Below are 20363 nucleotides of genomic sequence, written 5' to 3'. Positions count from 1 at the left end.
GCAAGGACATTAGTAAGCGCATGACAATCGTCTGATTTTAAAAATGAAAGATAGAGAGGTGAAGTAAATTATTGAGTTCACCAGCATATTAACATTGCTCGCTTTTTTTGCAACACTGATTTTTATTTACTGGAGGCCAAAAGGACTAAATGAAGCTATCCCTGCAACATTAGGCGCTTTAATGGTTTTATTGTGCGGAAGTGTGTCATTGGCAGACTTAGGGGAAATAGGAACAAAAGTCACGGGTGCATCGGTTACAATCCTTGCCACTATGATTATGGCCATTGCACTGGAAAGCTTTGGTTTCTTTTATTGGGTGGCTGCAAAACTGCTCCAACAATCCAGGGGTTCTGGCATCAAGCTTTTTTGGCTAACCAATTTGCTCTGCTTTCTCATGACCATTTTCCTAAATAATGATGGGAGCGTTTTGATCACAACCCCAATCCTTTTGCTTGTACTAAAATATTTAGGTTTAAAAAAACATCAAAAAACCCCATATTTATTAAGCGGTGTTTTAATAGCCACAGCCTCTAGCGCACCGATTGGCGTAAGTAATATTGTGAATTTAATTTCTCTCAAAATCATTGGAATGGATCTTTATCTTCATACCGCCATGATGTTTGTCCCTAGTATGATGGGACTCATTTTTATGACTTGTCTACTGTTTATGTTCTTTTATAAACGTCTTCCCAAAAGCCTGCCAGATATACCGGGCCATTTTCAGTCTCTGCAGCATAGAAGGTACCATCCTCTTCATTCGCCGTCAGCTCCTTTACGAGAACGAAATCAAACAAAAATCATGCTGTTTGTGCTTGCATTTGTTTTTCTCGTCAGATTGAGTTTATTTGCAGCATCATATACCGGTATTTCTGTTCCTCTTGTCGCTGTCATCGGATCTGTTATTCTTTTGGGCTGGAGATGGATTTATTTCAAAACCTCCCCAAAAGACTTGTTATACAAATCTCCTTGGCACATTTTTATATTCGCTTTTACTATGTATGTCTTAATTTATGGCCTGCATAATATCGGATTCACTGAGTTGCTTGTGAGCTATTTTGAACCAGTGGTTTCTGGAAGCCTCGCCCATGCAACTTTCGCATCGGGTATCTCTACTTCAGTCTTTTCTAATCTATTTAACAACCATCCAGCTTTAATGATCAGTACTTTTACCTTAACTGAAATGCCACTGAATCCTTCAACAACAAAAATCATCTACTTGGCAAATATTATCGGCAGTGATATCGGTTCATTATTATTGCCTATAGGAACCTTAGCAACGCTTATTTGGATGCATATACTAAAACAGCATGATGAAAGTATTTCATGGGGCGAATATATCAAAACGACCATTATCATCATTCCGCTGACTGTTCTTTTTACGTTGGCATGTTTATATGTTTGGATCAGTTGGTTATTTCTTTAGCCAGTATGGAATGAAAAACTGCCTTCCGCTATTCAAGAGGGCAGTTCTTATAAACTAGGGAAGATGCATTGTCTTTAGATGATTCAACTTCCAAATGACCGGCTCTCCACTTGCGTTAATCAGCTCAATTATATTATTGGAAACATCTTTTAATAGTCCGACTTTTTCTGGCACCTCTCCCATATCGAATATGACCAATTCACCAATATATTTTTTGATCTGCTCCTCAAAATTACGGACAAGAGGAACATTGGAAGGCACGACAGGCAATTGTGAGTTATCAAGAGTATACGGTGTTTGTTCAGTTGAATAAGGGGTAAACCACTTTAAATGATGCATAGATATAAAAAGGATTTTAAATACGGGTGAGAAAAATACAATATAATCGTTTAAAACGTTTGTAACATACCCATGTATCGAACGACCCCCAGTTACATAAACTTCAATAAACTGGCCTTTGACCTTGTTTAATGTATTTCTATATGAAAAAGCTTGAGTTTCTGCCTCCGTCATAGAATCTTCCGGATTGATCAAAATTGATTTCTCAGTGCTGGTCATTATTTTCGCCTTGTTCATTTGATGAAGATGCAGCAATGGAATATAAAGATAATTGCAGCCATCAAATATAACAAAAATATCCTGTCCGACATCTATGAGGGTGCCAACAAACCTTGTATCTCCTGAAATGACAACCTCAACATCTGTGTCAAGTAATTGATTCAAACCTTTCACTATTCTCCTCCTTTAACTGAAAAAGGGCATCACTCAATCTGATGCTCCCCGTTATCAATTAAAATTTGCGTTTCCAGTGATAGTCTATCGTTCTGACAATCGTTTCATAGCTATAATCTTCTTTTTGTCTTCCTGAATTTTTGAAGGAACTTGAATAATCTGATGATCTTGGTGATCGTTTAGATGATTTTGATGAACTTCTTGAACTTGATGAGCTGTAAGATTTTGATGATCGATAATCTGAAGATTTTGATGATCGTTTAGATGATTTTGAAGAACTTTTTGAACGTGACGAACGATAAGATTTTGATGATTGATCATCCGAAGATTTTAGTGATCGTTTAGATGATTTCGAAGAACTTTTTGAACGTGACGAACGACCAGATTTGGATGATTGATTATCTGAAGATTTTAGTGATCGTTTAGATGATTTTGAAGAAATGAACGAACTGCTGTCTTTATCATGATTGTCTTCTTGGCTTTGCTCATTCTTTTGATCCTCTTTTTTGTGCGACCCTTTTGGACCTAAGCTGATGCTTTTTATGTGAAAAGGATAGATGCGGAGCACCTCTTGATTTTTCACTAAAGTATAATGGCCGTCAGCATTATCTACAAGGATACCCTCAATTGCTTCCGGACCTCCACGATTAATGGAAACCCATTTATGAGTTAGGCTCTTAAAAACCTCGCTTAAATCATCAGCTTCCAGGACACCTGCTAGCGTCTGTTCTTCTATTTTCAAATCGGGCTCATGTTTACTTATGCTTTTGATGTGATGGATATTAAAATACACTACTCCATCCTCATTTGTGTGTAACGCAGCGTAATCATCTCCCAGCCAGACCAATCTCCCTTTTTTAGATTCCGGACCCCCTTGATTAAATTGAACTGATTGGTTCATTAATTGTCCGATTAAGCTATGAAAATCATCAGCGTCGGGCATTTCCTCAGTCTCAATTGTTGTGGTGCTATTATTGGTATCCTCAGTAATGCTTTTCACATGATCCAACTGATAATAAATTATTTTCTTTTCAGCTTGTAAAGCAATATAATCTGATTTTACAGCTGCTAATTTTCCTTTTTTAGATTCCGGACCTCCACGATATACAGTAACAATTTTATCTTTCATTGAGTGCAAAAAGTTATAATAAGATATTTCATTATTTGAATGATATTTCATTCTCCTCTTGCTCATTCAAATTCCTCCTAGTCACTTATACATAGATGATAAACATACTGCATATATACGTGTCACATTTATTTGTTGAACTAATTCAATAGCCTAATTGTCGCTTTTTCAGCGAATACCCATTTTCACACATTTATAAAATACTTAAATGATTATTGAGGTATTGTGAACGGTTTATAATATACTCGCAGATCACATCCGGCTCACGGTCAAAACGCTCAATATCATTCTTTTTATACGGGTCCATCAGGACAAACGGCCTAATTCGTTCATACATCTCCATGATTTTCGGTTTCATATATTCTATTGTAAAAAGAGATTGGAGCGTTTTTTCTAACAGGCGCTTGTAAGACCTGCGAAAATCGGGTTCATCCAATATCCGGGCGGTTAGTGTATTAAACCCTTGAATCCTTACATAATCGGCAGCCATCCGCTCTCCATGGATATCCCTGCCCCAGGTCGCGTCATAATCCCAAGGAATCACCTCAAATAATCCGGTTTCCCCGCTTCTGTATAATGCGTAGTTGTGGACAAACCCATCATAGTTTGAGGTGAATACAATACCGGCAAGCCATCGCAAATACTTATCGACATCCACATGCTTTGTCACTTCTGATTTAAACTGAGCTTTAGGGACCGTATTAATTTTAAAAATCATATCCTGTAAATAAAAATCATCCTCCTCAGTCCCTGTCTTCTTTTCATATCCAAGCTCCAGCGAGGTCTTCGTTTCTCTTTCCAAATCGCTCATCAGAGAAAAGTTAGCATCATCATCCACCGCGTAAAAAATCGCACCGTCCGCCAGCTTCCTTTTTGCTAAGTAATATTCATCAACGGATTCTAGTTCAAGATAAACCCCTTCATTCTTCCCATTCAGCTTTACAAACACAAACTCTGCCTTTGGAGACAGCGTCCCTAGCTCTGAGAAAAAATCCAGAGACAATTTGTTTCTCATCAAGGAAGGATCTTTATACTCCGCATTTAAGTGAATCTCTCGTGCGCCGCGGAATAACTTAGGCTGATAAAAGGAAATATGGTATGACTTCTTTTTGAAGTCTCTGATATGTGATCCCCGATACGCAATATCAATATCCAGCCTTTTTTGGTTTACCTTCATCACAGCCGGCACCGGATCATCGTCCCATATATCCTTTTTTAATTCACGCAAATCTTTTGGATGAACAAACAGCTGATAAAGCGGTAAATTGGATTGATTCTTCATCCATAATCCCCCTTACAAATTTTAGGCGTTTATTTTTATACGATCTCAGCGGAACACTTATACACTTTTTAAAACCGCGCGTACTATGAGGGTAGTAAGGATCTTCATCCTTAACATATTTTTAAAAAGGAGGATTTCAAATTGGGCCACTACTCCCATTCTGACATCAAAGAAGCGGTGAAATCCGCTAAAAAAGAAGGTTTAAAGGATTATTTATACCAAGAGCCTCATGGAAAAAAACGCAGTCATAAAAAGTCGCACAAAAAATCTCGCAGCCATAAAAAATCATACTGCTCTCACAAGAAATCTCGCAGCCACAAAAAATCATACTGCTCTCACAAAAAATCTCGCAGCCGCAAAAAATATTACTGTTCTCACAAAAAGTCTCGCAGCTACAAAAAATCTTACCGTTCTCACAAAAAATCTCGCAGCCACAAAAAATCTTACCGTTCTCACAGAAAATCTCGCAGCCACAAAAAATCTTGCCGTTCTTACAAAAAATCTCGCAGCTATAAAAAATCTTGCCGTTCCTACAAAAAATCCCGAAGCTATAAGAAGTCATGCCGCACACACAAAAAATCTTACCGTTCCCATAAGAAACACTGCAAAAAGCACGATGATTATGACAGCAAAAAAGAATACTGGAAAGACGGCAATTGCTGGGTAGTCAAAAAGAAATACAAATAATTTAAGTTTCCATTGTTTCAATAGGCTGCCGGCTGAGGTACGGAAGCCTATTTTTTCTTTTCCCCTGTATTAGATATATGTCATGACATAACATATGCAACCCGCATCATTTGGTTTCCTCGAAACCATTTCGTTATAATCAAGATATCCTAACGATAAAGGCGGTTGTTGCCATGTACATATTTCAAGCTGACCAGCTTAGTGCCAAAGACACATACAAGCTATTGTCAGGTACCGTTATTCCCCGCCCCATTGCATTTGTGACAACACTTTCTTCAGGAGGAGCGGTAAATGCCGCGCCTTTCAGCTTTTATAACGTCGTCAGCTCAGATCCTCCGCTCCTCAGTATTTCTGTGAACAGGGCGGGAGGACGCCAAAAAGATACAGCGCGAAACGCAGTGGAAAACGGAGAATTTGTCGTTCATGTCAGTGATGAAGCCATCATTGAAGATATCAATGAAACGGCTGCAAACTTAGGGCCGGATGAAAGCGAGCTTACACGCACCTCGCTTCACCCTGTTGAAAGCAACGCTGTTTCGGTTCCCGGCATTCAGGAAGCCCGAGTTCGCTTTGAGTGCACATTAGAGCGGCATATTACCTTTGACAATGATAAAGGGGTCACTACAGCAGATCTGCTCATCGGAAGAGTCGTCTGCTTCCACCTAGACGAAAAGGTGTATGATGCAGAAAAGGGATATATTTTGACAGATGAATTAAAGCCAGCCTCACGATTGGCGGGAAACCATTATGCCAAGCTCGGGGAAGAATTCACACTGATTCGTCCCAGCTGAACAGAAGGACTATTTAAATAGAAGAAACTAGTCAAAAAGACCTTGTGATTACATAATGTTACCTATAAAAAAGAACACCCGGGGAAAGTTTCGGGTGTTCTTTTATGAAACAATTTTCCTTTTTCTTCGTATAAAAGATAAAGAGGAGGGATTAGAATGGAAGGCACTCATTTTTTGATTGTGATACTGGTCATGTTATTTACCAATATTGCTTTTTATACCTATGCCCGAAAAAAACTTGGAATCCCTAAACCACCTCGGTGGTATAAACCTGTAAATACTACACAAGGATTACTGGACATCATCTTGCTCATTTTATTAGGTTTTTCTTTGTTTCACTTTCCTCCCGAGAAGATGCTTATTTTATTTCTGCTCTTGTCGAATTGTTTGCGTACATTTATGGAATGGAAATATAGGCAGGAAGAAAAACAATATGTACACTATTTATTTGGTGCCGCCACACTTCTAGTTATTCTTATTTATATTTGTGTTTTCTTCTAATCTCAAACCCCCACAGCCGCTCCGTCTCCCCGGGGATCAGCTCCGCCTTGGAGAAATCCTTCTTCATCAACTTTGATTGCTGCCGCATGTCCCATCAGCGGATCATAGTCACCGACAACCTCCACGAGATGTCCGCTGTCTTTCAGTTTTTGGATTGTTTTCTCTGTGAATCTGCCCTCGACTCTGAGGCCTTCGTATTCCTCTCCCCACGTTCTGCCCCATACCCAGCGCGGTTCGCTGATTGCCTGCTGTGGATCCATTCCGTAATCCAGCATTCGGGTAATGATGGCCGTCTGGGTCTGCGGCTGGCCTTCGCCGCCTTGTGTTCCGTACAGGATTTTCGGCTTTCCGCCTTTACAGACCATAGCCGGCATCAGCGTATGGAAGGTGCGCTTTCCCGGTTCAAGTGTGTTGACATGATGTTCATCCAATGAGAAAAATGACCCGCGATTTTGCAGCAAAATGCCTGTATCACCGGCAGTGACTGCCGAGCCAAATTCAAAGTATAGGCTTTGAATGAATGACACTGCGTTGCCATCCGCATCGATTACGGCCGCATATGCCGTATCGCTTCCCACCGGCCTGCTTGCAGCCGGTACTGCGAGATAGCCGATTTCTTCTGCCAATTGTTTTGCATAACGTTTGTCCAATAGCCTTTCAAGCGGGATGTCTGCAAACGCCGGATCAGTCAGGACGGCATTCCGATCTAGAAAACTCTTTTTCAATGCCTCCACAAGCACATGATAATACGTAAAAGATCCATGTTCGATTTTGGTGAAATCATAGTTTTCCAAAATGTTTAGTGTTAATAAACCGGTAAATCCCTGAGAATTCGGCGGCGCCTGATACACACTGTATCCTCGATAATCACTTGAGACAGGCTCCGTCCACTCGCCCCGGTGCGCTTTAAAATCATCGAGTGTCATGTAACTGCCGTTATTTTGTAAATACGAGACAATCCGCTGAGCGATATCTCCTTCATAAAATGCGCTTCTTCCTTTTTTGGCAATCATGTTCAAGCTCTCTGCAAGCTCTTTTTGCACAAACCGCTCTCCCGGAATAGGTGCTTTTCCTCTTCTTGTAAAAATGTCGGCTGTGTAAGGCGTGGAGACGAGCAGTTCAAGATTCGTTTCTGTGTGACGACACTGATCGGCTGATACAGGAAACCCATTTTGGGCATAATCGTGTGCTGGCTCCAACACGTCCTCAAGAGACATGCGACCATACTCCTTCAGTACCGCATCCCAGCTATCAACCATCCCGGGCACGGTAATGGCACTGTCAATTCCCCGCAGCGGAATCACACTTTTTCCCTTATATACATCTCTCGTTACGTTTTTTCCTGAACGTCCGGTGCCATTGTAGACTTTTACTGATTTTGTTTTCTGATGAAAGGTCAGCCAAAAGGCATCCCCGCCAAGTCCGGTCATATGCGGATACACAACCGCCAGGCAAGCACTCACCGCAACGGCGGCGTCAAATGCGTTACCTCCTTTGTCCAGTATGCGGTTTCCGGCCTGAGAAGCAAGATAATGCGGACTAACGACCATTTGCTTTGTACCGATGACAGATTTGTTCATCACAAGACCCCTTTTTAAGAGATTTTCTTCAGTATAGGGATCCTGATTTTTCACATCTACTGATCCGGCAGAAAAACTGACGAACTTTCTTCTTTTCGCAAACAATAAGATATTTATTCATTCATTTCGAAAACAAATAAAAATTTTTTCGTTCGAAACGTAACTTTTTATGTTAAAATGATGGCTAAAAGGCTACGAAAGCAGGTGGAGCAATTGAGTCATGAATATCAAATCCCCAACCTTGTACTTGATGAGACTGATAAACAAATTCTCACGATTTTGCATGAAGAAGGCAGAATTTCTTATACGGATCTTGGCAAAAGAGTCGATTTGTCCCGAGTCGCCGTCCAGGCTCGTATCAACCAATTAATTGAAGCCGGCGTTATTGAAAAATTCACCGCGGTCATCAATCCCTCTAAAATCGGCATCCATGTATCCGTGTTTTTCAATGTCGAGGTAGAACCGCAATTTTTAGAAGAGGTCGCTCTTAAGCTTGAGGAAGAGCCTGCGGTCACCAGCCTTTATCACATGACAGGTCCGAGCAAGCTGCATATGCATGGGATCTTTGCCAACGATCAAGAAATGGAAGAGTTTTTAACAAAACGGCTGTATCCATTGCGAGGCGTCGTCAGTGTTGATTGCCAGATGCTGATCAAACGATACAAAAGCCGTATGGGAATGAAGCTGTAAAGGAGAGAAACAAATGAAAAAGCATCCTTATCGGGATATGGCGGCCGCGATGGTGCGCACCGGCATATTAGGATTCGGCGGCGGACCTTCCGTGATTCCGCTGATCCGCCATGAAGCGGTCAATAAATATAAATGGATTGACGATGATGAATTCGGAGAAATATTAGCAATCGCTAATGCGCTTCCCGGGCCGATTGCCACAAAAATGGCTGCGTATCTGGGCTTTAAGCTTAAAGGCACATTAGGTGCCATTGTGGCGACACTCACCCACATTCTGCCTACATGTCTTGCAATGGTGGGCTTGTTTGCGGCAGTAAATGTGTTAAGCCATTCAGCAGTTGTTGCCGGCATGATAGGCGCCGTCACGCCGGTGATTGCAGTAATGCTCGGAATTATGGCGTACGAGTTTGGCCAAAAAGCGCTTAAAGGTTTCGGCTGGGTCACCGGAATCCTGTTTTTTATCATCGCTTTTATCGGCCTGCAAACGTTTCAGATCAATCCCGGCCTTGTCATTATCATTTTCTTAGCGTACGGGGCGTTTCACTTTAAACTGAAAGACAAAGTCACAAATAAACATGATAAAGGAATGTCGGCCTCATGATATCGATCTATTTATTTATGGCGTTTTTTATCGCAAACCTACTGGGATATGGCGGCGGACCTGCATCTATCCCGCTAATGTTTGAAGAAGTCGTAAACAGATACAACTGGCTTTCAAACGATCAATTCTCAAATATGCTCGCACTTGCGAACGCATTGCCGGGCCCCATCGCCACCAAAATCGCCGCGTATGTCGGCTACAGCGCAGGCGGTTGGCCCGGCTTCCTGATTGCCCTGATTGCAACCGTTGTACCGTCGGCGCTCGCATTGATCGTCCTGCTGCGCATCATCCAGCGCTTCCGTCAATCCCCTGTTATCAAAGGCATGACACTGTCCGTTCAGCCTGTCATCGCGGTCATGATGCTCATTCTTACCTGGCAAATCGGCGCAGACGGCATCAAAGCAATCGGATGGATCCAATCTATTGTAATTGCGGGGATCTCCCTCCTTGCCATGACAAAATTCAAAATGCATCCGGCATTTTTGATTTTTGCGGCGTTTTTATATGGGGGCCTTGTGATCCCTCATTTATAGAAAAAAGCACCTGGACAGGTGCTTTTTTATTTTGGCCCAGAAATGCCGTTTGATATGACAGCTGTTTCTTCTCCTGCGTCACTCTTGATGATGTGCTTGACTTGCAGCGTGGTTCCTGCCATTCTCACATATTGCTTCAACTGGGACGAATTGGTTTCAACTTGTATCCAAACAGGAGGCTGGACCTTCCAAAATAAAAAGAATGCAAGAATCAGCATGCCAGCAACGACCGACAGCAAAAACTTCATATCGCATCGCTTCTTTTCAATAAGCGGCTCGCAGCGGACAGCGCCTGATGATCACGAAGAATATCGCCTGGACGATTGCCTTCTCCCAGCACATAATCTTTAAAGGGCATTCCCATAAAATGAAAAATATGTTCGAATTGCTGAATCAGCGGCAGCCCTTTTATTTTTGGATTATCTCCGCCCACTGCTGTTACATATGCCTGTTTCGCTGACATTTGCTGTTTAAAATCAGGAAATCTCGGATCTCTCAACGTCTGTGACCAGCGATCAATAAACAGCTTTAATGTCCCTGACATGCCAAACCAATAAATTGGGGTGGCGAATACAAGAATATCGCACGGCAATATCCGCTCAATGATAGAATCGTAGTCATCTTGAACAGGTCGAAAACCGTCTTGGTCGTGGCGCAGATCTTCAATTGGCTGGATTCGATATTTCCGCAAATGAATGTGCTCTGCATCAAATCCTTGAACAGCCTTCTCCGCAAGAATATCCGTATTTCCGCCAGGCCGAGTTCCGCCGTTAATAACCGCAATTTTCATGATGCATCTGCTCCTTTGTTTACGAATGATTTTCTTCATTTTATAATGGATTCATCAATCAATACAGATGATTATTTCGATTAATCCAATCGCTAAAACCGATTTAGAAAGGAAGAGAACAAGTGGAATTGAAGCAGCTGATCACCTTTATTACGGCGGCAGAACATGTAAACTTCACCCTAACCGCCAAAATGCTTAATTATGCACAATCAAGCGTTACTTCTCAGATCAAATCACTTGAAGAAGAAATCGGGGCGCCTTTATTTGAACGGCTCGGCAAGCGGCTTATCTTGACAGAAGCAGGAAAAACGTTCAAATCTTATGCACAGAAGATTATTGCGTTAACAGAAGAAGCGAAAATGGCCGCAAATCAAGTAAAAGAAACAACCGGAACCTTAAAAATCGGGGCGACGGAAAGCCAGTGCACATACCGCCTGCCGCCTATCATAAAAGAATTTAAACAGGCATTTCCCCAAGTAAAGCTCATATTCAAACCATATATCTCCAATGAACAAGCGAAAGAACAGCTCTTACAGGGCCAGCTTGATATCACCTTTATCTTGGATGTAAACCGGACGGAAGACGCACTGCACGTTGAATCTTTGATTCAGGATGAGATCAAAATGGTGGCTGCTAATGACCATCCTTTTCCTGCGGATCTACCAGTAACATTGAAGGATCTTCAAAACGAAACTCTTCTGCTGACAGAGGACGGCTGCTCGTACCGCACGCTCTTTGAGAACAATTTGCATGACTCCGGTGTCTATCCTAACAAATTGGAATTCGTCAGCATAGAAGCCATCAAACAATGCGTAATGGCCGGACTTGGGATTGGAATCTTGCCTGAAGTGACAGTAAAAGATGATATTGCAGCAGGCCGAATGAAAGAACTCAATTGGCAGAGCGATTGCCCCGTTTTCACTCAATTAGCATGGCATAAGGACAAGTGGATGTCTGTGCCATTAAAGGCTTTTATCGATTTGACGCGGAAAACATTCAAATAAAATCTTTCCACAAGGACAAGGTTTTTGAGATCAGGAAAGCACACAGCATACAAAAAAACACTTGATGGCTTGGAGCCCCAAGTGTTACCCGTGATTTTTCTGATAAAACGTTCGCAAGACATGTGTTTCAAGGTCAGCCAGGCGGACAGGGATCGGCAGCCTGCTTTCTTGATTGATTAAGCTCATCGTGATCTGATAGCTGCTTTCTAAATCAATATAATTACCGCAAGACAAGAAAATAGGCTTCACGTCCCGCCGCGTCCGCAGCGCCCGGCCATATACCTCGCTGTCAATGAGAATATTGGTGTATGCGCCTACTTCATTTTCAGGCATCACGAAATCGCAGCCTTTGATTTTGAGATAGGTTTTCGCAATCCCAATCGTCGGCTTATTAAGAAAAAAAGCCGCATGGGTGGCAACGCCCATATGATTGTAATGCAGATATCCGTTGCCATCAAACAAGAAGACATCCGGCTCCGGCTCCAGCTTTTTCGCTGCCTCGATGATCAAAGGCAGCTCACGAAACGCAAGAAAACCCGAAACGTACGGTACGCTGATTTTCCCCATGCTATGCACTTTTTCAATGACTTCTTTTGTATCAGCGTCAACCACGATAATACTGCACACCCCGTATGGTTCTCCATTCTGCTCCCAATAGGCGAGATCGACGCCTGCGCAGGTGTTAATGGAGTCTGGATGGATCGTGTGGGATAGGTTGATACGATTTCTAAGGGATTGTTGTATTTGAACAAAATCCGATTCATCTTTTAGATGAAAATCGTGAATTTGATGTATTTCCATTTTACTTGTTTCCCTCTCTTCGCGCTCAATTGTCCTGCATTTCGATTTTAGCAATGACTCCAAATTATATCATTGAAAAATGCAGATAGTATAATCTGCTTTTTTCAATGATATTCATTTTTCATTTCTTTCATAAAAATATAATCCAATTGTTTAATTAATTCTTTAAGTTCAGTACACATAATATCCTCTAAAGGATTTTCCCAATCTTCGTTTTTTATTAGTTCAATCCCGTAGCTTCCGGCTTGATCACCTTCTGGGTACCACCCTACGTCAAGCAGCAATTTTTTTGTCTTATGAGAAATCTGTAGGAGATCTTGATTAAAGTCAAATAACCAAGCATCGTCATTTGCCTCTAGAGTCTTAGGATCAGTATCTTTTAAAGTAATATAATCAACGGTCCAACCAGCCGGTATCTTTAGCCTTAAGAAATTGGGAATCTGTTGGGTTAGCGGGTGCAAATTTTCTAAAACCCCGCTTCCCACATTCCAGATTTGATATTCTAACTCAACTAATAATTGTTCTATCTCATTAAAAGACTTATCTTCATAAATCTTATCTGTATGTAAGCCAGCTACTTTGATATAGTATTGATTATTTTCATAACTTACCTTAATAAAGGCCTTACGTTTTTCATTTTGCAGTATTAGTAATTCACATTTTTCTTGCATTCTTTTTTCTGAACATGAATTGTTCAGTACTACAGACCAGCCATTACAGATTTTTAATGGCTGCAATTGAGAAATATGGTCTCTTTTCATCCCGCTTCTCCTTCATTATTCTAAAAAAACCGCCGATTGACAACCCAGAAAGAAGTTTAAACTATTCTAATATATCAGTAAACAAGGCACTCCTAAAGTTAATCTCCTATTGAAAGCTGTATACAATACAATGAGAAACAAAAACGCCAGCCCTTGGTATCCATTGACTGACGTTTTTGGAAAACCTCTCTTAACCTTTTTTAAAAACGACAAAAGTCCCGTTAGGATAATCGCCATTCCAACCACACGGGAAATAACCCGCTTTATAAATTTCAAAAACCTTTTCAAAAAAATTATTTGTATTACCATTAATTGCTCTATTAATAGCACAATTGTTTAGGTCAGCTACTATATCCTCAAAAAAAGTCTTAAATTCAGTAGAAGCATGTCTGATGCTCTCAGAAAAAATATCTAATAGTGCGTCTATATCTTCCGGCTTTAGATTATCTTCTAATTCGTAAAACCGCTCCCATACTTCACTCATTTCAATTTCCCTTATATCTTTCCATGTATACTCATCTTCTCCATATACTTCTTCATAAGCCAAGTATTCAGCCTTTTCTTGGTCATTAATTATTTGAGTAAAACTAGATACATTAACTGAATTTATAGGTTTTAAGGTTTTTGAAAATTCAATTACCTCTTCCACCAGATTATGATATTTTCCAAAATTCATTACTTGTTATACCACCTTTCCCAAAGATCAACTGTCGCTCCACCGCCTCTTTTCCAAACGGGTTTTCTTGAGGCGCTATCTTCTTTCCTTTCTAATTTATATGCTTCTAATCCTTTCTCCTTTATTTTCTTTAATTCTGTTTCTAAATAATCATCCCTCATATAAAGAGGCAACCCTTTTTCTTGTAATTCTCTTAATTTTTGTTGTAAATCATATACCTGCTTTTCAATGACGTCTACGCTTTGGTTAACATCAATCTCATCTAATTTTTTTCTCACAAAACTACTATAAACTGAATGATATCCCTTATGCCGTGAAGTAGCACTTATATCATCATCCGGGACCCTTAAGAAAAAGCCATTTGACGCATCATCCATATCCATTCCTATTTTCTTCAAAACAGGATGACTTCGAAACTCCTTCGGGATAATATGCTGAGCCTGATATGGGGTACGTTTTGTTGAACGTGGAATTCCCATTTGCTCAAACATATTTTTACCTAATTTAGTTGAACTCCCTCCTGTAACCTTTCCTGGAGTCCCTGGAATTAATCTTGTGGTAGTGCTTCCACTGCTACCTCTACTCGCCATCTTCACAATCCCAAGATCTTTCACAGCAGTCTTTTTCACATCAGCGTGAACAATTGGGAAAGTTGTCCCATCCGGTGTGACAGTCTTGTGGACACGAATTTTTACATTTGTCGGCACTTTGAATTCTTTTACTTGATCTAGAATCTTTTTCCCTTTTTCAACTTTTGCTACTTGTGGCGATTTTGCAAGCGGGATGCCTTTATCAATGTGTTTCGCCAATGCACCGGCTCCAACCAAACTCAATGCCGCTTCGAGCGCCCCCTGTTTCCGCTTCTCCTCAGACACTTTGTTTCCGAACATATCCCGGCCTGTGACGGCTTCTGAGAATCCGTTTGACGCAACAAGGCCGTATGCACCCATTTCTGTCATTTTGAGAATGTCTAAGGATTTGCCTGTTTTGTAGGCGTCTAAAGCGTGTTCAGCAGCTATAGCTGCTTTTCCGGTTTTGTAGATGGCTTTTCCGCCTTTGAAGGCGCGGCCTGCCCAGCCGACAACTGGTATGAATCCGGCAGCGGCCATAGCTCCTGCTGTCACACGTTCTGCGGTGGAGAGTTTTTCTCCGGTAACCGGATCAACGCCTTCGGTTGCTCTTTTATAATCATAATAGCCAGTGACTTCTCCAGTAAAGTTGCAAACTCCATCCCATGTTTTTTCGTACCATGGTTTGTTAGCTTCTTCCTCGGCTTTTTCCTGAAGACGTCTTGCTTCTGCTTGCTGGGTTTTTGCATCGATATAGGTTGTTCCTTGATTTTCTACTTCAATGACACTTTTGTAGACTTCATTGCTGTGGAAGGCTTTTTTGTCATAGTACATAGGGGATGCGCTCTTCCCGTTGCTGGTGGCCTGCATGAGAACGGAATATTTGGTGAGCACTGCGTTGTCCAGAGATTCTAAATTTTGATATTCAGTGGTCAGGGATTCATCAAGCTTATCGACAGCTGTGATCGTGTCACGTCTGATTTTTTGGGCATCGCCCATCTTATCTGCATAGTCGTCAAGCGTGTACATGTCGAGATCAATAATATCGCTGATGCCTGACAAAATAGAATCGATTTCTTCTTTATGAGCGGAGACAATCTCTGAAGCCTTCAGGTCTCCATTGGGCAGCTCATGATCCAAAAATGAAGTTTCCACATATGAATCATTCAGTTCTTGATCTTTAATATCGCCTGAAATGCCATTTAAAAACGCAATTTGAGCAGAGACAAGCGTCAGCCAGCTTTCGACGATTTCCGCCTGTCCCTGAAAGAAATCTTTAATATTGTCCGCGCCTTTTCCTTTAAAATTATCGCCTAAATCTGCAACTCCCTGAAACGCTTTTTTCAGCGTGTTCAGCTGCTCCTCAAGCGTCTCATATTGCTTTTTTCTGCTCTTCGCTTCTTCGATTAAAGATTTTGATTCAAATACTTTACTCATCGCACTGCCCTTTCTGTTCTATTTTACCGCTATCGCCTCGTCCTGCTCTTTGAGTGAATCTACGTTATCCTTTGTATCCTCAATATTTTTCTGTACCGCTTTTTTGTAATCTCCGAGCATGGTTTTGATGTTCTCCTCACGCTCATGATATTTTTTCGTATAATCGAGTTTGTTTTTTCCATTGGACCCCGCGGCGCCGATTGAAACGTCAGCAAGCGCATCTTTGACAGAATCTAATGTTTTGATGACTGTGTCGTACTTCAGCTTAATTTCTGACATAAAAAAAGATCACCACCATTTTAGTTTACTAATTTGTCTTCCTGCTTCTTCTACAAAGTCTTCTCCTTTAGCAAGAAGGTCGCCTGCGGCATTCGCTGCGCTTTTTGTCAAATTCAGCTCAAATTTCTCTGTCTCAAGCCAGAATATTTTGCTTTGAATCGAAGCCATATACTCGTTATATTTATCATTCACAATCTTGGATGCTTCCGATTTCGCCTCTTCTCTTCCCTTGTCGAAATCATCCGCTTTTGTTCCCGTCCAGTGCTTGCCCAATTCTGGTTTTACAATTTCTTTGATTTCAGTGATTGCCTCTTCTTGCAGTGTGTCTATGTCCTTTTTTGCTTTTTTCAGCTTTTCGATCTTGTCTTCCACGTCGGAAATTTTTCCGTTAAGCGAACTTTTTATATTCGCCAGCATACTTTCATAACCCATCTGAATCACCTCTTAATACTCAAAAAGTCGTATGGAGGGGCTGATGAAGATAGACTTTTCCATACTTTATTTCCATATATTATATTTTAAAATAGCCAGAAGGCGGCTTAAATAGGGTAAACGGCTTAATTTAGGCTTATAACACTCTTAAAACATAGGTATATGCTCTTGTTTTTGTTCGTTATACAGCTGATAAAAGCGTTTTATTAAATGGAAATACCTAAAGTCATAGTAATAAAGGCACTTGAAAGAGGCAGATGTTGTTGATCTGCCTCTGTTCATGTTTATGTTCTTCATCGGTTCGGCCACGTCTGATTTTGTCATTTGGCTTATATTATTTCCGCTTCTGATCAGGATGACCCTTTGGATCAAAAGCTTGTATTAGCTGCAGTCCCAGTTGTACAGAACGTTTGAAAAGTCTTTTTTCCTTAAATCGTCAGGTGTGATGAAAAAATTGGCGATGCCGACGTCTCCCCACATTGAATCGATATCATCGTCTGAATCAATTTGCAAAAGCATGATGGTGTGTTCTTTATATGCGTATTCTCGCGGATCATGCTGGGTAAAAGAAGCGTATCCGCCAATTTTATGGCCAAATCCGTTTTCAGCCAGTTCATTATAAACGTCTTCTTCATCCTCGCCGAACTGGCCAAAGAACTCCATTGTTTCCATGCCCGTATACTGCTCAAATTGAAAATCTGTCGGCAGGACCCATTCCGAAGATTTTACAGGCTCAACTGCTGCTTCTGATAAAATCGGAAAATCACATTCGCCTGTGCCAATAAATGAAAAATCAGAAACAAGCTCGTCTTCGTTTTCTATGATATTTTCAAAATAGATCACTCTGAAATCCTTTTGTTCACATCGATCGTCAAAATTCAATCCATAGACATCATCATGAACAGAAATGTAGAACTGCAGGATACCCGAAGAAGGATAGCCGTCAAGCTGGGGAATGTGCGAGAAATTAATCTGCGCCAGAAGCTTCATCGGCTGGCCATTTTCATCAGTCGGGTATGTTTCATGCTTGGGGAAATAGGGATCACCGGCAATTTTACTGTCATATCGTCCTGTTTTCCCTTTTCGGACATTCAATTTTACGTATTCTTTCGCTGATTTCTCCAGCAATTCGCGGTACGGTCTCATTTTTTCAGGCAGATGATTCATCAGATGACTCTCCTTTTCCGGCATCTCCAATAATTTTTGAAAGATTTTATTTTCTGGTTTTCTTCGTTTCTTCTAATTTTTTATCAAACGATTGTGTAAAGAAGCCCTAATTCTGCATACTTTTCCAAACAATAGTTAAATAGTAGCAAATGTATTCAGCACCCCGCAATAGACGAAAAAAAGACTGGTGCGCAACCAGCCTTTCTTTTTCAATTATTGAATTAAACCTGACGGCACAACCGCCTTTCGTCCGACAGAATAATACTCCACTCCTGCAGCCAAAGCTTCATCCAATGTGTAGCAGTTTCTGCCGTCAAATATGAGCGGCGTTTCCATCAAATCCTGATAAGCCTCTAACGGAAATTGTTTAATGTCAGCCCAGTCGGTTAAAATCATGACGGCGTCGGACCCTTTGACAGCTTCCTCGATCGTCTCTTTATATTCAACAGCTTGCGGGAGAACATGCTTTGCATGGCTAACTGCAATGGGATCGTAGGCTCTAATACGGGCGTCGAGCGCAGCGAGACGGTCTGCAATGACAATTGACGGCGCTTCCCTCATATCGTCCGTATTCGGTTTAAATGACAGGCCTAAAAGGGCAATCGTTTTTCCCGTCACCCCGCCGAGCCTGTTCAGCGCTTTATCAACCAGCATCGCCTGCTGATTGTTGTTGACTTTGATAACCGATTTCAGCAGTTCAAAATCATGCTCGACATTGCCGGCAATTTGCACGAGGGCGTTTGTGTCCTTTGGAAAACAAGAACCGCCGTAGCCAATGCCCGCTTTTAAAAACTGGCTCCCGATCCGCTTATCCTGTCCCATCCCGTAGGCGACCGCTTCGATATCGGCGCCGACCTTTTCACATATATTCGAAATTTCGTTTATAAAACTGATCTTAGTGGCCAGAAAAGCATTTGAGGCATATTTGATCATCTCGGCGCTTCTGATATCCGTTTTGTAAATCGGGATTTGAAACGGACGGAAGAGCTCCTCAAGCGTATCGGCTGTTTTCCTATCGGCTGTTCCGATCACGATCCTGTCTCCATGAAACGTGTCATAGATCGCCGACCCCTCACGCAAAAATTCCGGATTGGATGCGACCGATATACTGATAGGCTCAGCTAGATATTCAGTGATCAGTCCATTAATCAAATCGTTTGTCCCGACGGGCACTGTGCTTTTCGTTACCACGATGGCATCTCGTTTGACATGCTGTGCGATGCGTTTGGCCGCATCTGTAATTTGCTCCAGATTGGCGTGTCCGTCGCTTTTCTGCGGAGTGCCGACCGCTATAAAAATGATATCTGCCTGTTCCAAGCCTTTCTCATAGCTCGTTTCAAAGTTCAGCCGTCCATCAGCTGTATTTTTTCTCATCAGCTCTTCAAGACCAGGTTCAAATATGGGGGAAATGCCCTTTCTCATTTCATCAATCTTGTGAGCGTCAATATCAATGCAGGTTACATGATGTCCAATCTCAGAAAGAGAAACACCTGTCACAAGACCGACATAGCCTGTTCCGATGACTGTAATATTCATTGTTTCCCTCCAACAGTTAAATTGCTGCTTTGCAGCTTCCGTAATATCGTATGAGAACATCCTATCATGAATGCGAATGATCTCCCGCATAGCCTGTCGGGTACAGCCTGTACAGATTTCTGAAATGTGATTCAATCATACAATACACTATTATATCGCTCTCAAAAAGAAAGTGGTGAAATGAGAATCGGCTGTTAAAAGAGACCAAACAATTTTCTTCTTTTGACCGGCTGCGGAGGCTGTCTGAAGATGGTCTGGTTCCGCAGGAGAAGCTCCGCATTTTCCGTCAGCATGTAAGGAAGGTCCGGGCCGAATTCTTTCTGTAAAACATAAAGGGCCTCTTGAGTGTGAAAATTTCTCGTTTTCACATTATGGGCATCTGAGGCTACGAAATGGATCAAATTGGCTTCAACCAGCCGGAGAGAAAATGCTTTCAGCTGCTTGCCGAAGGTCCCCGCAAGACTTCCTGAAGTCATTTGAGATGCTGCTCCTTTTTCCACAAGATGATACAGCAAGGAGGGGTTTTCGCGAATTTCCCTGTTGCGTTCAGGATGGGCGATAACCGGAATATATCCTTTCAGCTGCAAATCATAAAAAAGCTGCTCCGCATATCGGGGAACGTGATCAAACGGAAACTCAATCAAGATGTATTTTGTGTCATTCAGCGAAAGAAGCTGCCGTTTCGCAAGGTCTTGTTCCACATCGCCGTAGATTCTGATTTCCTGTCCCGGAAGCACATGTAAAGGGATGTCTTCTTTGATTAAACGTTTGTTTAACTGATCTGCCGCTTCTTTGACTGCGGCTGGCTCGTTTTCATACACACCGTTTTTATGATGAGGTGTCGCAATGATCGTCCGGATTCCCTGACGAACAGCGGCCTTTGCCATTTCTATGCTGTCAGCTGAATCACCTGCCCCGTCATCCATTGCCGAAAGAATGTGACAGTGAATATCGATCATGTC

The 20363-nt window shown here is 41.6% G+C and carries 23 protein-coding genes and 1 pseudogene; 8 read left to right on the top strand and 16 right to left on the bottom strand.

Annotated features, from left to right (window positions below):
* Nucleotides 1-94 precede the first annotated feature (94 nt).
* Entirely contained in the window at nt 95-1423 is a 1329-nt protein-coding gene (locus BFW96_RS02820) for an arsenic transporter (RefSeq protein WP_069838576.1), read from the top strand.
* Between the two features lie 54 nt (nt 1424-1477).
* Here the strand turns inward: BFW96_RS02820 and BFW96_RS02815 are convergent, their stop codons facing one another.
* From BFW96_RS02815 to cotH, 3 genes are all read right to left on the bottom strand, one after another.
* On the bottom strand, nt 1478-2155 hold the full coding sequence (locus BFW96_RS02815) for a DUF2642 domain-containing protein (protein ID WP_069838575.1): 678 nt from the start codon (nt 2153-2155) through the stop codon (nt 1478-1480).
* Nucleotides 2156-2213: 58 nt separating this feature from the next.
* Entirely contained in the window at nt 2214-3350 is a 1137-nt protein-coding gene (locus tag BFW96_RS02810) for a spore coat protein CotH (protein ID WP_069838574.1), read from the bottom strand.
* A 127-nt stretch (nt 3351-3477) separates the two neighbouring features.
* Complete coding sequence (gene cotH / locus BFW96_RS02805) at nt 3478-4566, bottom strand: spore coat protein CotH (protein ID WP_069838573.1); 1089 nt, start codon at nt 4564-4566, stop codon at nt 3478-3480.
* A gap of 141 nt (nt 4567-4707) precedes the next feature.
* Here cotH and BFW96_RS02800 point away from each other — a divergent pair, with 141 nt between their 5' ends.
* The 3 genes from BFW96_RS02800 (at nt 4708) to BFW96_RS02790 (ending at nt 6545) form a co-directional block, all read left to right on the top strand.
* The gene (locus tag BFW96_RS02800; RefSeq protein ID WP_083252783.1) at nt 4708-5253 is read left to right on the top strand and encodes a CotG/ExsB N-terminal domain-containing protein; all 546 of its coding nucleotides are present in this window, start codon (nt 4708-4710) and stop codon (nt 5251-5253) included.
* A gap of 173 nt (nt 5254-5426) precedes the next feature.
* Nucleotides 5427-6044 (top strand): flavin reductase family protein, encoded by a 618-nt coding sequence (locus tag BFW96_RS02795; RefSeq protein ID WP_069838572.1) that lies wholly within the window; start codon nt 5427-5429, stop codon nt 6042-6044.
* A gap of 156 nt (nt 6045-6200) precedes the next feature.
* The gene (locus tag BFW96_RS02790) at nt 6201-6545 is read left to right on the top strand and encodes a DUF4181 domain-containing protein (protein ID WP_014665630.1); all 345 of its coding nucleotides are present in this window, start codon (nt 6201-6203) and stop codon (nt 6543-6545) included.
* Between the two features lie 2 nt (nt 6546-6547).
* Here BFW96_RS02790 and ggt read toward each other — a convergent pair whose 3' ends face one another.
* Nucleotides 6548-8125 carry a gamma-glutamyltransferase gene (gene ggt / locus BFW96_RS02785; RefSeq protein ID WP_069838778.1) on the bottom strand — a complete coding sequence of 526 codons (1578 nt, stop codon included), beginning with the start codon at nt 8123-8125 and terminating at the stop codon, nt 6548-6550.
* Nucleotides 8126-8338: 213 nt separating this feature from the next.
* Here ggt and chrS point away from each other — a divergent pair, with 213 nt between their 5' ends.
* The 3 genes from chrS to chrA are packed head-to-tail and all read left to right on the top strand — an operon-like array spanning nt 8339 to nt 9949.
* A complete protein-coding gene (gene chrS / locus BFW96_RS02780; RefSeq protein WP_069838571.1) occupies nt 8339-8815 on the top strand; it encodes a chromate efflux transcriptional regulator ChrS in 477 nt (158 codons plus the stop codon).
* A gap of 13 nt (nt 8816-8828) precedes the next feature.
* Entirely contained in the window at nt 8829-9416 is a 588-nt protein-coding gene (gene chrB, locus BFW96_RS02775) for a chromate efflux transporter subunit ChrB (RefSeq protein ID WP_014665633.1), read from the top strand.
* Nucleotides 9413-9949 (top strand): chromate resistance efflux protein ChrA, encoded by a 537-nt coding sequence (gene chrA, locus BFW96_RS02770; protein ID WP_069838570.1) that lies wholly within the window; start codon nt 9413-9415, stop codon nt 9947-9949. The genes chrB and chrA overlap by 4 nt, the downstream gene beginning before the upstream one ends.
* Nucleotides 9950-9975: 26 nt before the next feature.
* Here chrA and BFW96_RS02765 read toward each other — a convergent pair whose 3' ends face one another.
* Nucleotides 9976-10197, bottom strand: coding sequence for a hypothetical protein (locus BFW96_RS02765; RefSeq protein ID WP_024572835.1), 222 nt, complete (start codon nt 10195-10197; stop codon nt 9976-9978).
* Nucleotides 10194-10739, bottom strand: coding sequence for a flavodoxin family protein (locus BFW96_RS02760; protein WP_069838569.1), 546 nt, complete (start codon nt 10737-10739; stop codon nt 10194-10196). Before BFW96_RS02760 ends, BFW96_RS02765 begins: the two co-directional genes overlap by 4 nt.
* A gap of 122 nt (nt 10740-10861) precedes the next feature.
* On the opposite strand from BFW96_RS02760, the gene BFW96_RS02755 reads away from it, so the two are divergent.
* Nucleotides 10862-11743, top strand: coding sequence for a LysR family transcriptional regulator (locus BFW96_RS02755; RefSeq protein ID WP_069838568.1), 882 nt, complete (start codon nt 10862-10864; stop codon nt 11741-11743).
* Between the two features lie 84 nt (nt 11744-11827).
* Here BFW96_RS02755 and BFW96_RS02750 read toward each other — a convergent pair whose 3' ends face one another.
* The 10 genes and pseudogenes from BFW96_RS02750 to BFW96_RS02710 form a co-directional block, all read right to left on the bottom strand.
* Nucleotides 11828-12544, bottom strand: coding sequence for an endonuclease V (locus BFW96_RS02750; RefSeq protein WP_069838567.1), 717 nt, complete (start codon nt 12542-12544; stop codon nt 11828-11830).
* Between the two features lie 104 nt (nt 12545-12648).
* A complete protein-coding gene (locus BFW96_RS02745; protein ID WP_069838566.1) occupies nt 12649-13305 on the bottom strand; it encodes a hypothetical protein in 657 nt (218 codons plus the stop codon).
* A gap of 190 nt (nt 13306-13495) precedes the next feature.
* Nucleotides 13496-13981 (bottom strand): hypothetical protein, encoded by a 486-nt coding sequence (locus BFW96_RS02740; protein WP_069838565.1) that lies wholly within the window; start codon nt 13979-13981, stop codon nt 13496-13498.
* A complete protein-coding gene (locus tag BFW96_RS22005) occupies nt 13981-15987 on the bottom strand; it encodes a T7SS effector LXG polymorphic toxin (protein WP_069838564.1) in 2007 nt (668 codons plus the stop codon). Before BFW96_RS22005 ends, BFW96_RS02740 begins: the two co-directional genes overlap by 1 nt.
* An 18-nt stretch (nt 15988-16005) precedes the next feature.
* Complete coding sequence (locus BFW96_RS02730) at nt 16006-16266, bottom strand: YwqI/YxiC family protein (RefSeq protein ID WP_003227825.1); 261 nt, start codon at nt 16264-16266, stop codon at nt 16006-16008.
* 9 nt (nt 16267-16275) lie between these two features.
* Nucleotides 16276-16698 (bottom strand): YwqH-like family protein, encoded by a 423-nt coding sequence (locus BFW96_RS02725; RefSeq protein ID WP_014665646.1) that lies wholly within the window; start codon nt 16696-16698, stop codon nt 16276-16278.
* 219 nt (nt 16699-16917) lie between these two features.
* A pseudogene (locus tag BFW96_RS21380) lies at nt 16918-17022 on the bottom strand (hypothetical protein); the annotation flags it as partial.
* Between the two features lie 57 nt (nt 17023-17079).
* Nucleotides 17080-17865 carry a YwqG family protein gene (locus BFW96_RS02720; RefSeq protein ID WP_040081592.1) on the bottom strand — a complete coding sequence of 262 codons (786 nt, stop codon included), beginning with the start codon at nt 17863-17865 and terminating at the stop codon, nt 17080-17082.
* A gap of 213 nt (nt 17866-18078) precedes the next feature.
* Nucleotides 18079-19401 (bottom strand): UDP-glucose 6-dehydrogenase UglF, encoded by a 1323-nt coding sequence (gene uglF / locus BFW96_RS02715; RefSeq protein WP_069838563.1) that lies wholly within the window; start codon nt 19399-19401, stop codon nt 18079-18081.
* 194 nt (nt 19402-19595) lie between these two features.
* Nucleotides 19596-20360, bottom strand: a complete 765-nt coding sequence (locus BFW96_RS02710) for a tyrosine-protein phosphatase (RefSeq protein WP_069838562.1) — start codon at nt 20358-20360, stop codon at nt 19596-19598.
* Between the last annotated feature and the right edge of the window lie 3 nt (nt 20361-20363).

This window comes from Bacillus sp. F56 (genome assembly GCF_001748205.1).
Classification (GTDB): domain Bacteria; phylum Bacillota; class Bacilli; order Bacillales; family Bacillaceae; genus Bacillus; species Bacillus stercoris.
This window is presented reverse-complemented; position numbering and strand designations above follow the sequence as displayed.

Coding starts and splice junctions, on each gene's coding strand:
- BFW96_RS02810 (WP_069838574.1), bottom strand. CDS start 3,350: ATGAGCAAGAGGAGAATGAAATATCATTCAAATAATGAAATATCTTAT.
- cotH (WP_069838573.1), bottom strand. CDS start 4,566: ATGAAGAATCAATCCAATTTACCGCTTTATCAGCTGTTTGTTCATCCA.
- BFW96_RS02795 (WP_069838572.1), top strand. CDS start 5,427: ATGTACATATTTCAAGCTGACCAGCTTAGTGCCAAAGACACATACAAG.
- BFW96_RS02790 (WP_014665630.1), top strand. CDS start 6,201: ATGGAAGGCACTCATTTTTTGATTGTGATACTGGTCATGTTATTTACC.
- ggt (WP_069838778.1), bottom strand. CDS start 8,125: ATGAACAAATCTGTCATCGGTACAAAGCAAATGGTCGTTAGTCCGCAT.
- chrB (WP_014665633.1), top strand. CDS start 8,829: ATGAAAAAGCATCCTTATCGGGATATGGCGGCCGCGATGGTGCGCACC.
- chrA (WP_069838570.1), top strand. CDS start 9,413: ATGATATCGATCTATTTATTTATGGCGTTTTTTATCGCAAACCTACTG.
- BFW96_RS02765 (WP_024572835.1), bottom strand. CDS start 10,197: ATGAAGTTTTTGCTGTCGGTCGTTGCTGGCATGCTGATTCTTGCATTC.
- BFW96_RS02760 (WP_069838569.1), bottom strand. CDS start 10,739: ATGAAAATTGCGGTTATTAACGGCGGAACTCGGCCTGGCGGAAATACG.
- BFW96_RS02750 (WP_069838567.1), bottom strand. CDS start 12,544: ATGGAAATACATCAAATTCACGATTTTCATCTAAAAGATGAATCGGAT.
- BFW96_RS02745 (WP_069838566.1), bottom strand. CDS start 13,305: ATGAAAAGAGACCATATTTCTCAATTGCAGCCATTAAAAATCTGTAAT.
- BFW96_RS02740 (WP_069838565.1), bottom strand. CDS start 13,981: ATGAATTTTGGAAAATATCATAATCTGGTGGAAGAGGTAATTGAATTT.
- BFW96_RS22005 (WP_069838564.1), bottom strand. CDS start 15,987: ATGAGTAAAGTATTTGAATCAAAATCTTTAATCGAAGAAGCGAAGAGC.
- BFW96_RS02730 (WP_003227825.1), bottom strand. CDS start 16,266: ATGTCAGAAATTAAGCTGAAGTACGACACAGTCATCAAAACATTAGAT.
- BFW96_RS02725 (WP_014665646.1), bottom strand. CDS start 16,698: ATGGGTTATGAAAGTATGCTGGCGAATATAAAAAGTTCGCTTAACGGA.
- BFW96_RS02720 (WP_040081592.1), bottom strand. CDS start 17,865: ATGAATCATCTGCCTGAAAAAATGAGACCGTACCGCGAATTGCTGGAG.
- uglF (WP_069838563.1), bottom strand. CDS start 19,401: ATGAATATTACAGTCATCGGAACAGGCTATGTCGGTCTTGTGACAGGT.
- BFW96_RS02710 (WP_069838562.1), bottom strand. CDS start 20,360: ATGATCGATATTCACTGTCACATTCTTTCGGCAATGGATGACGGGGCA.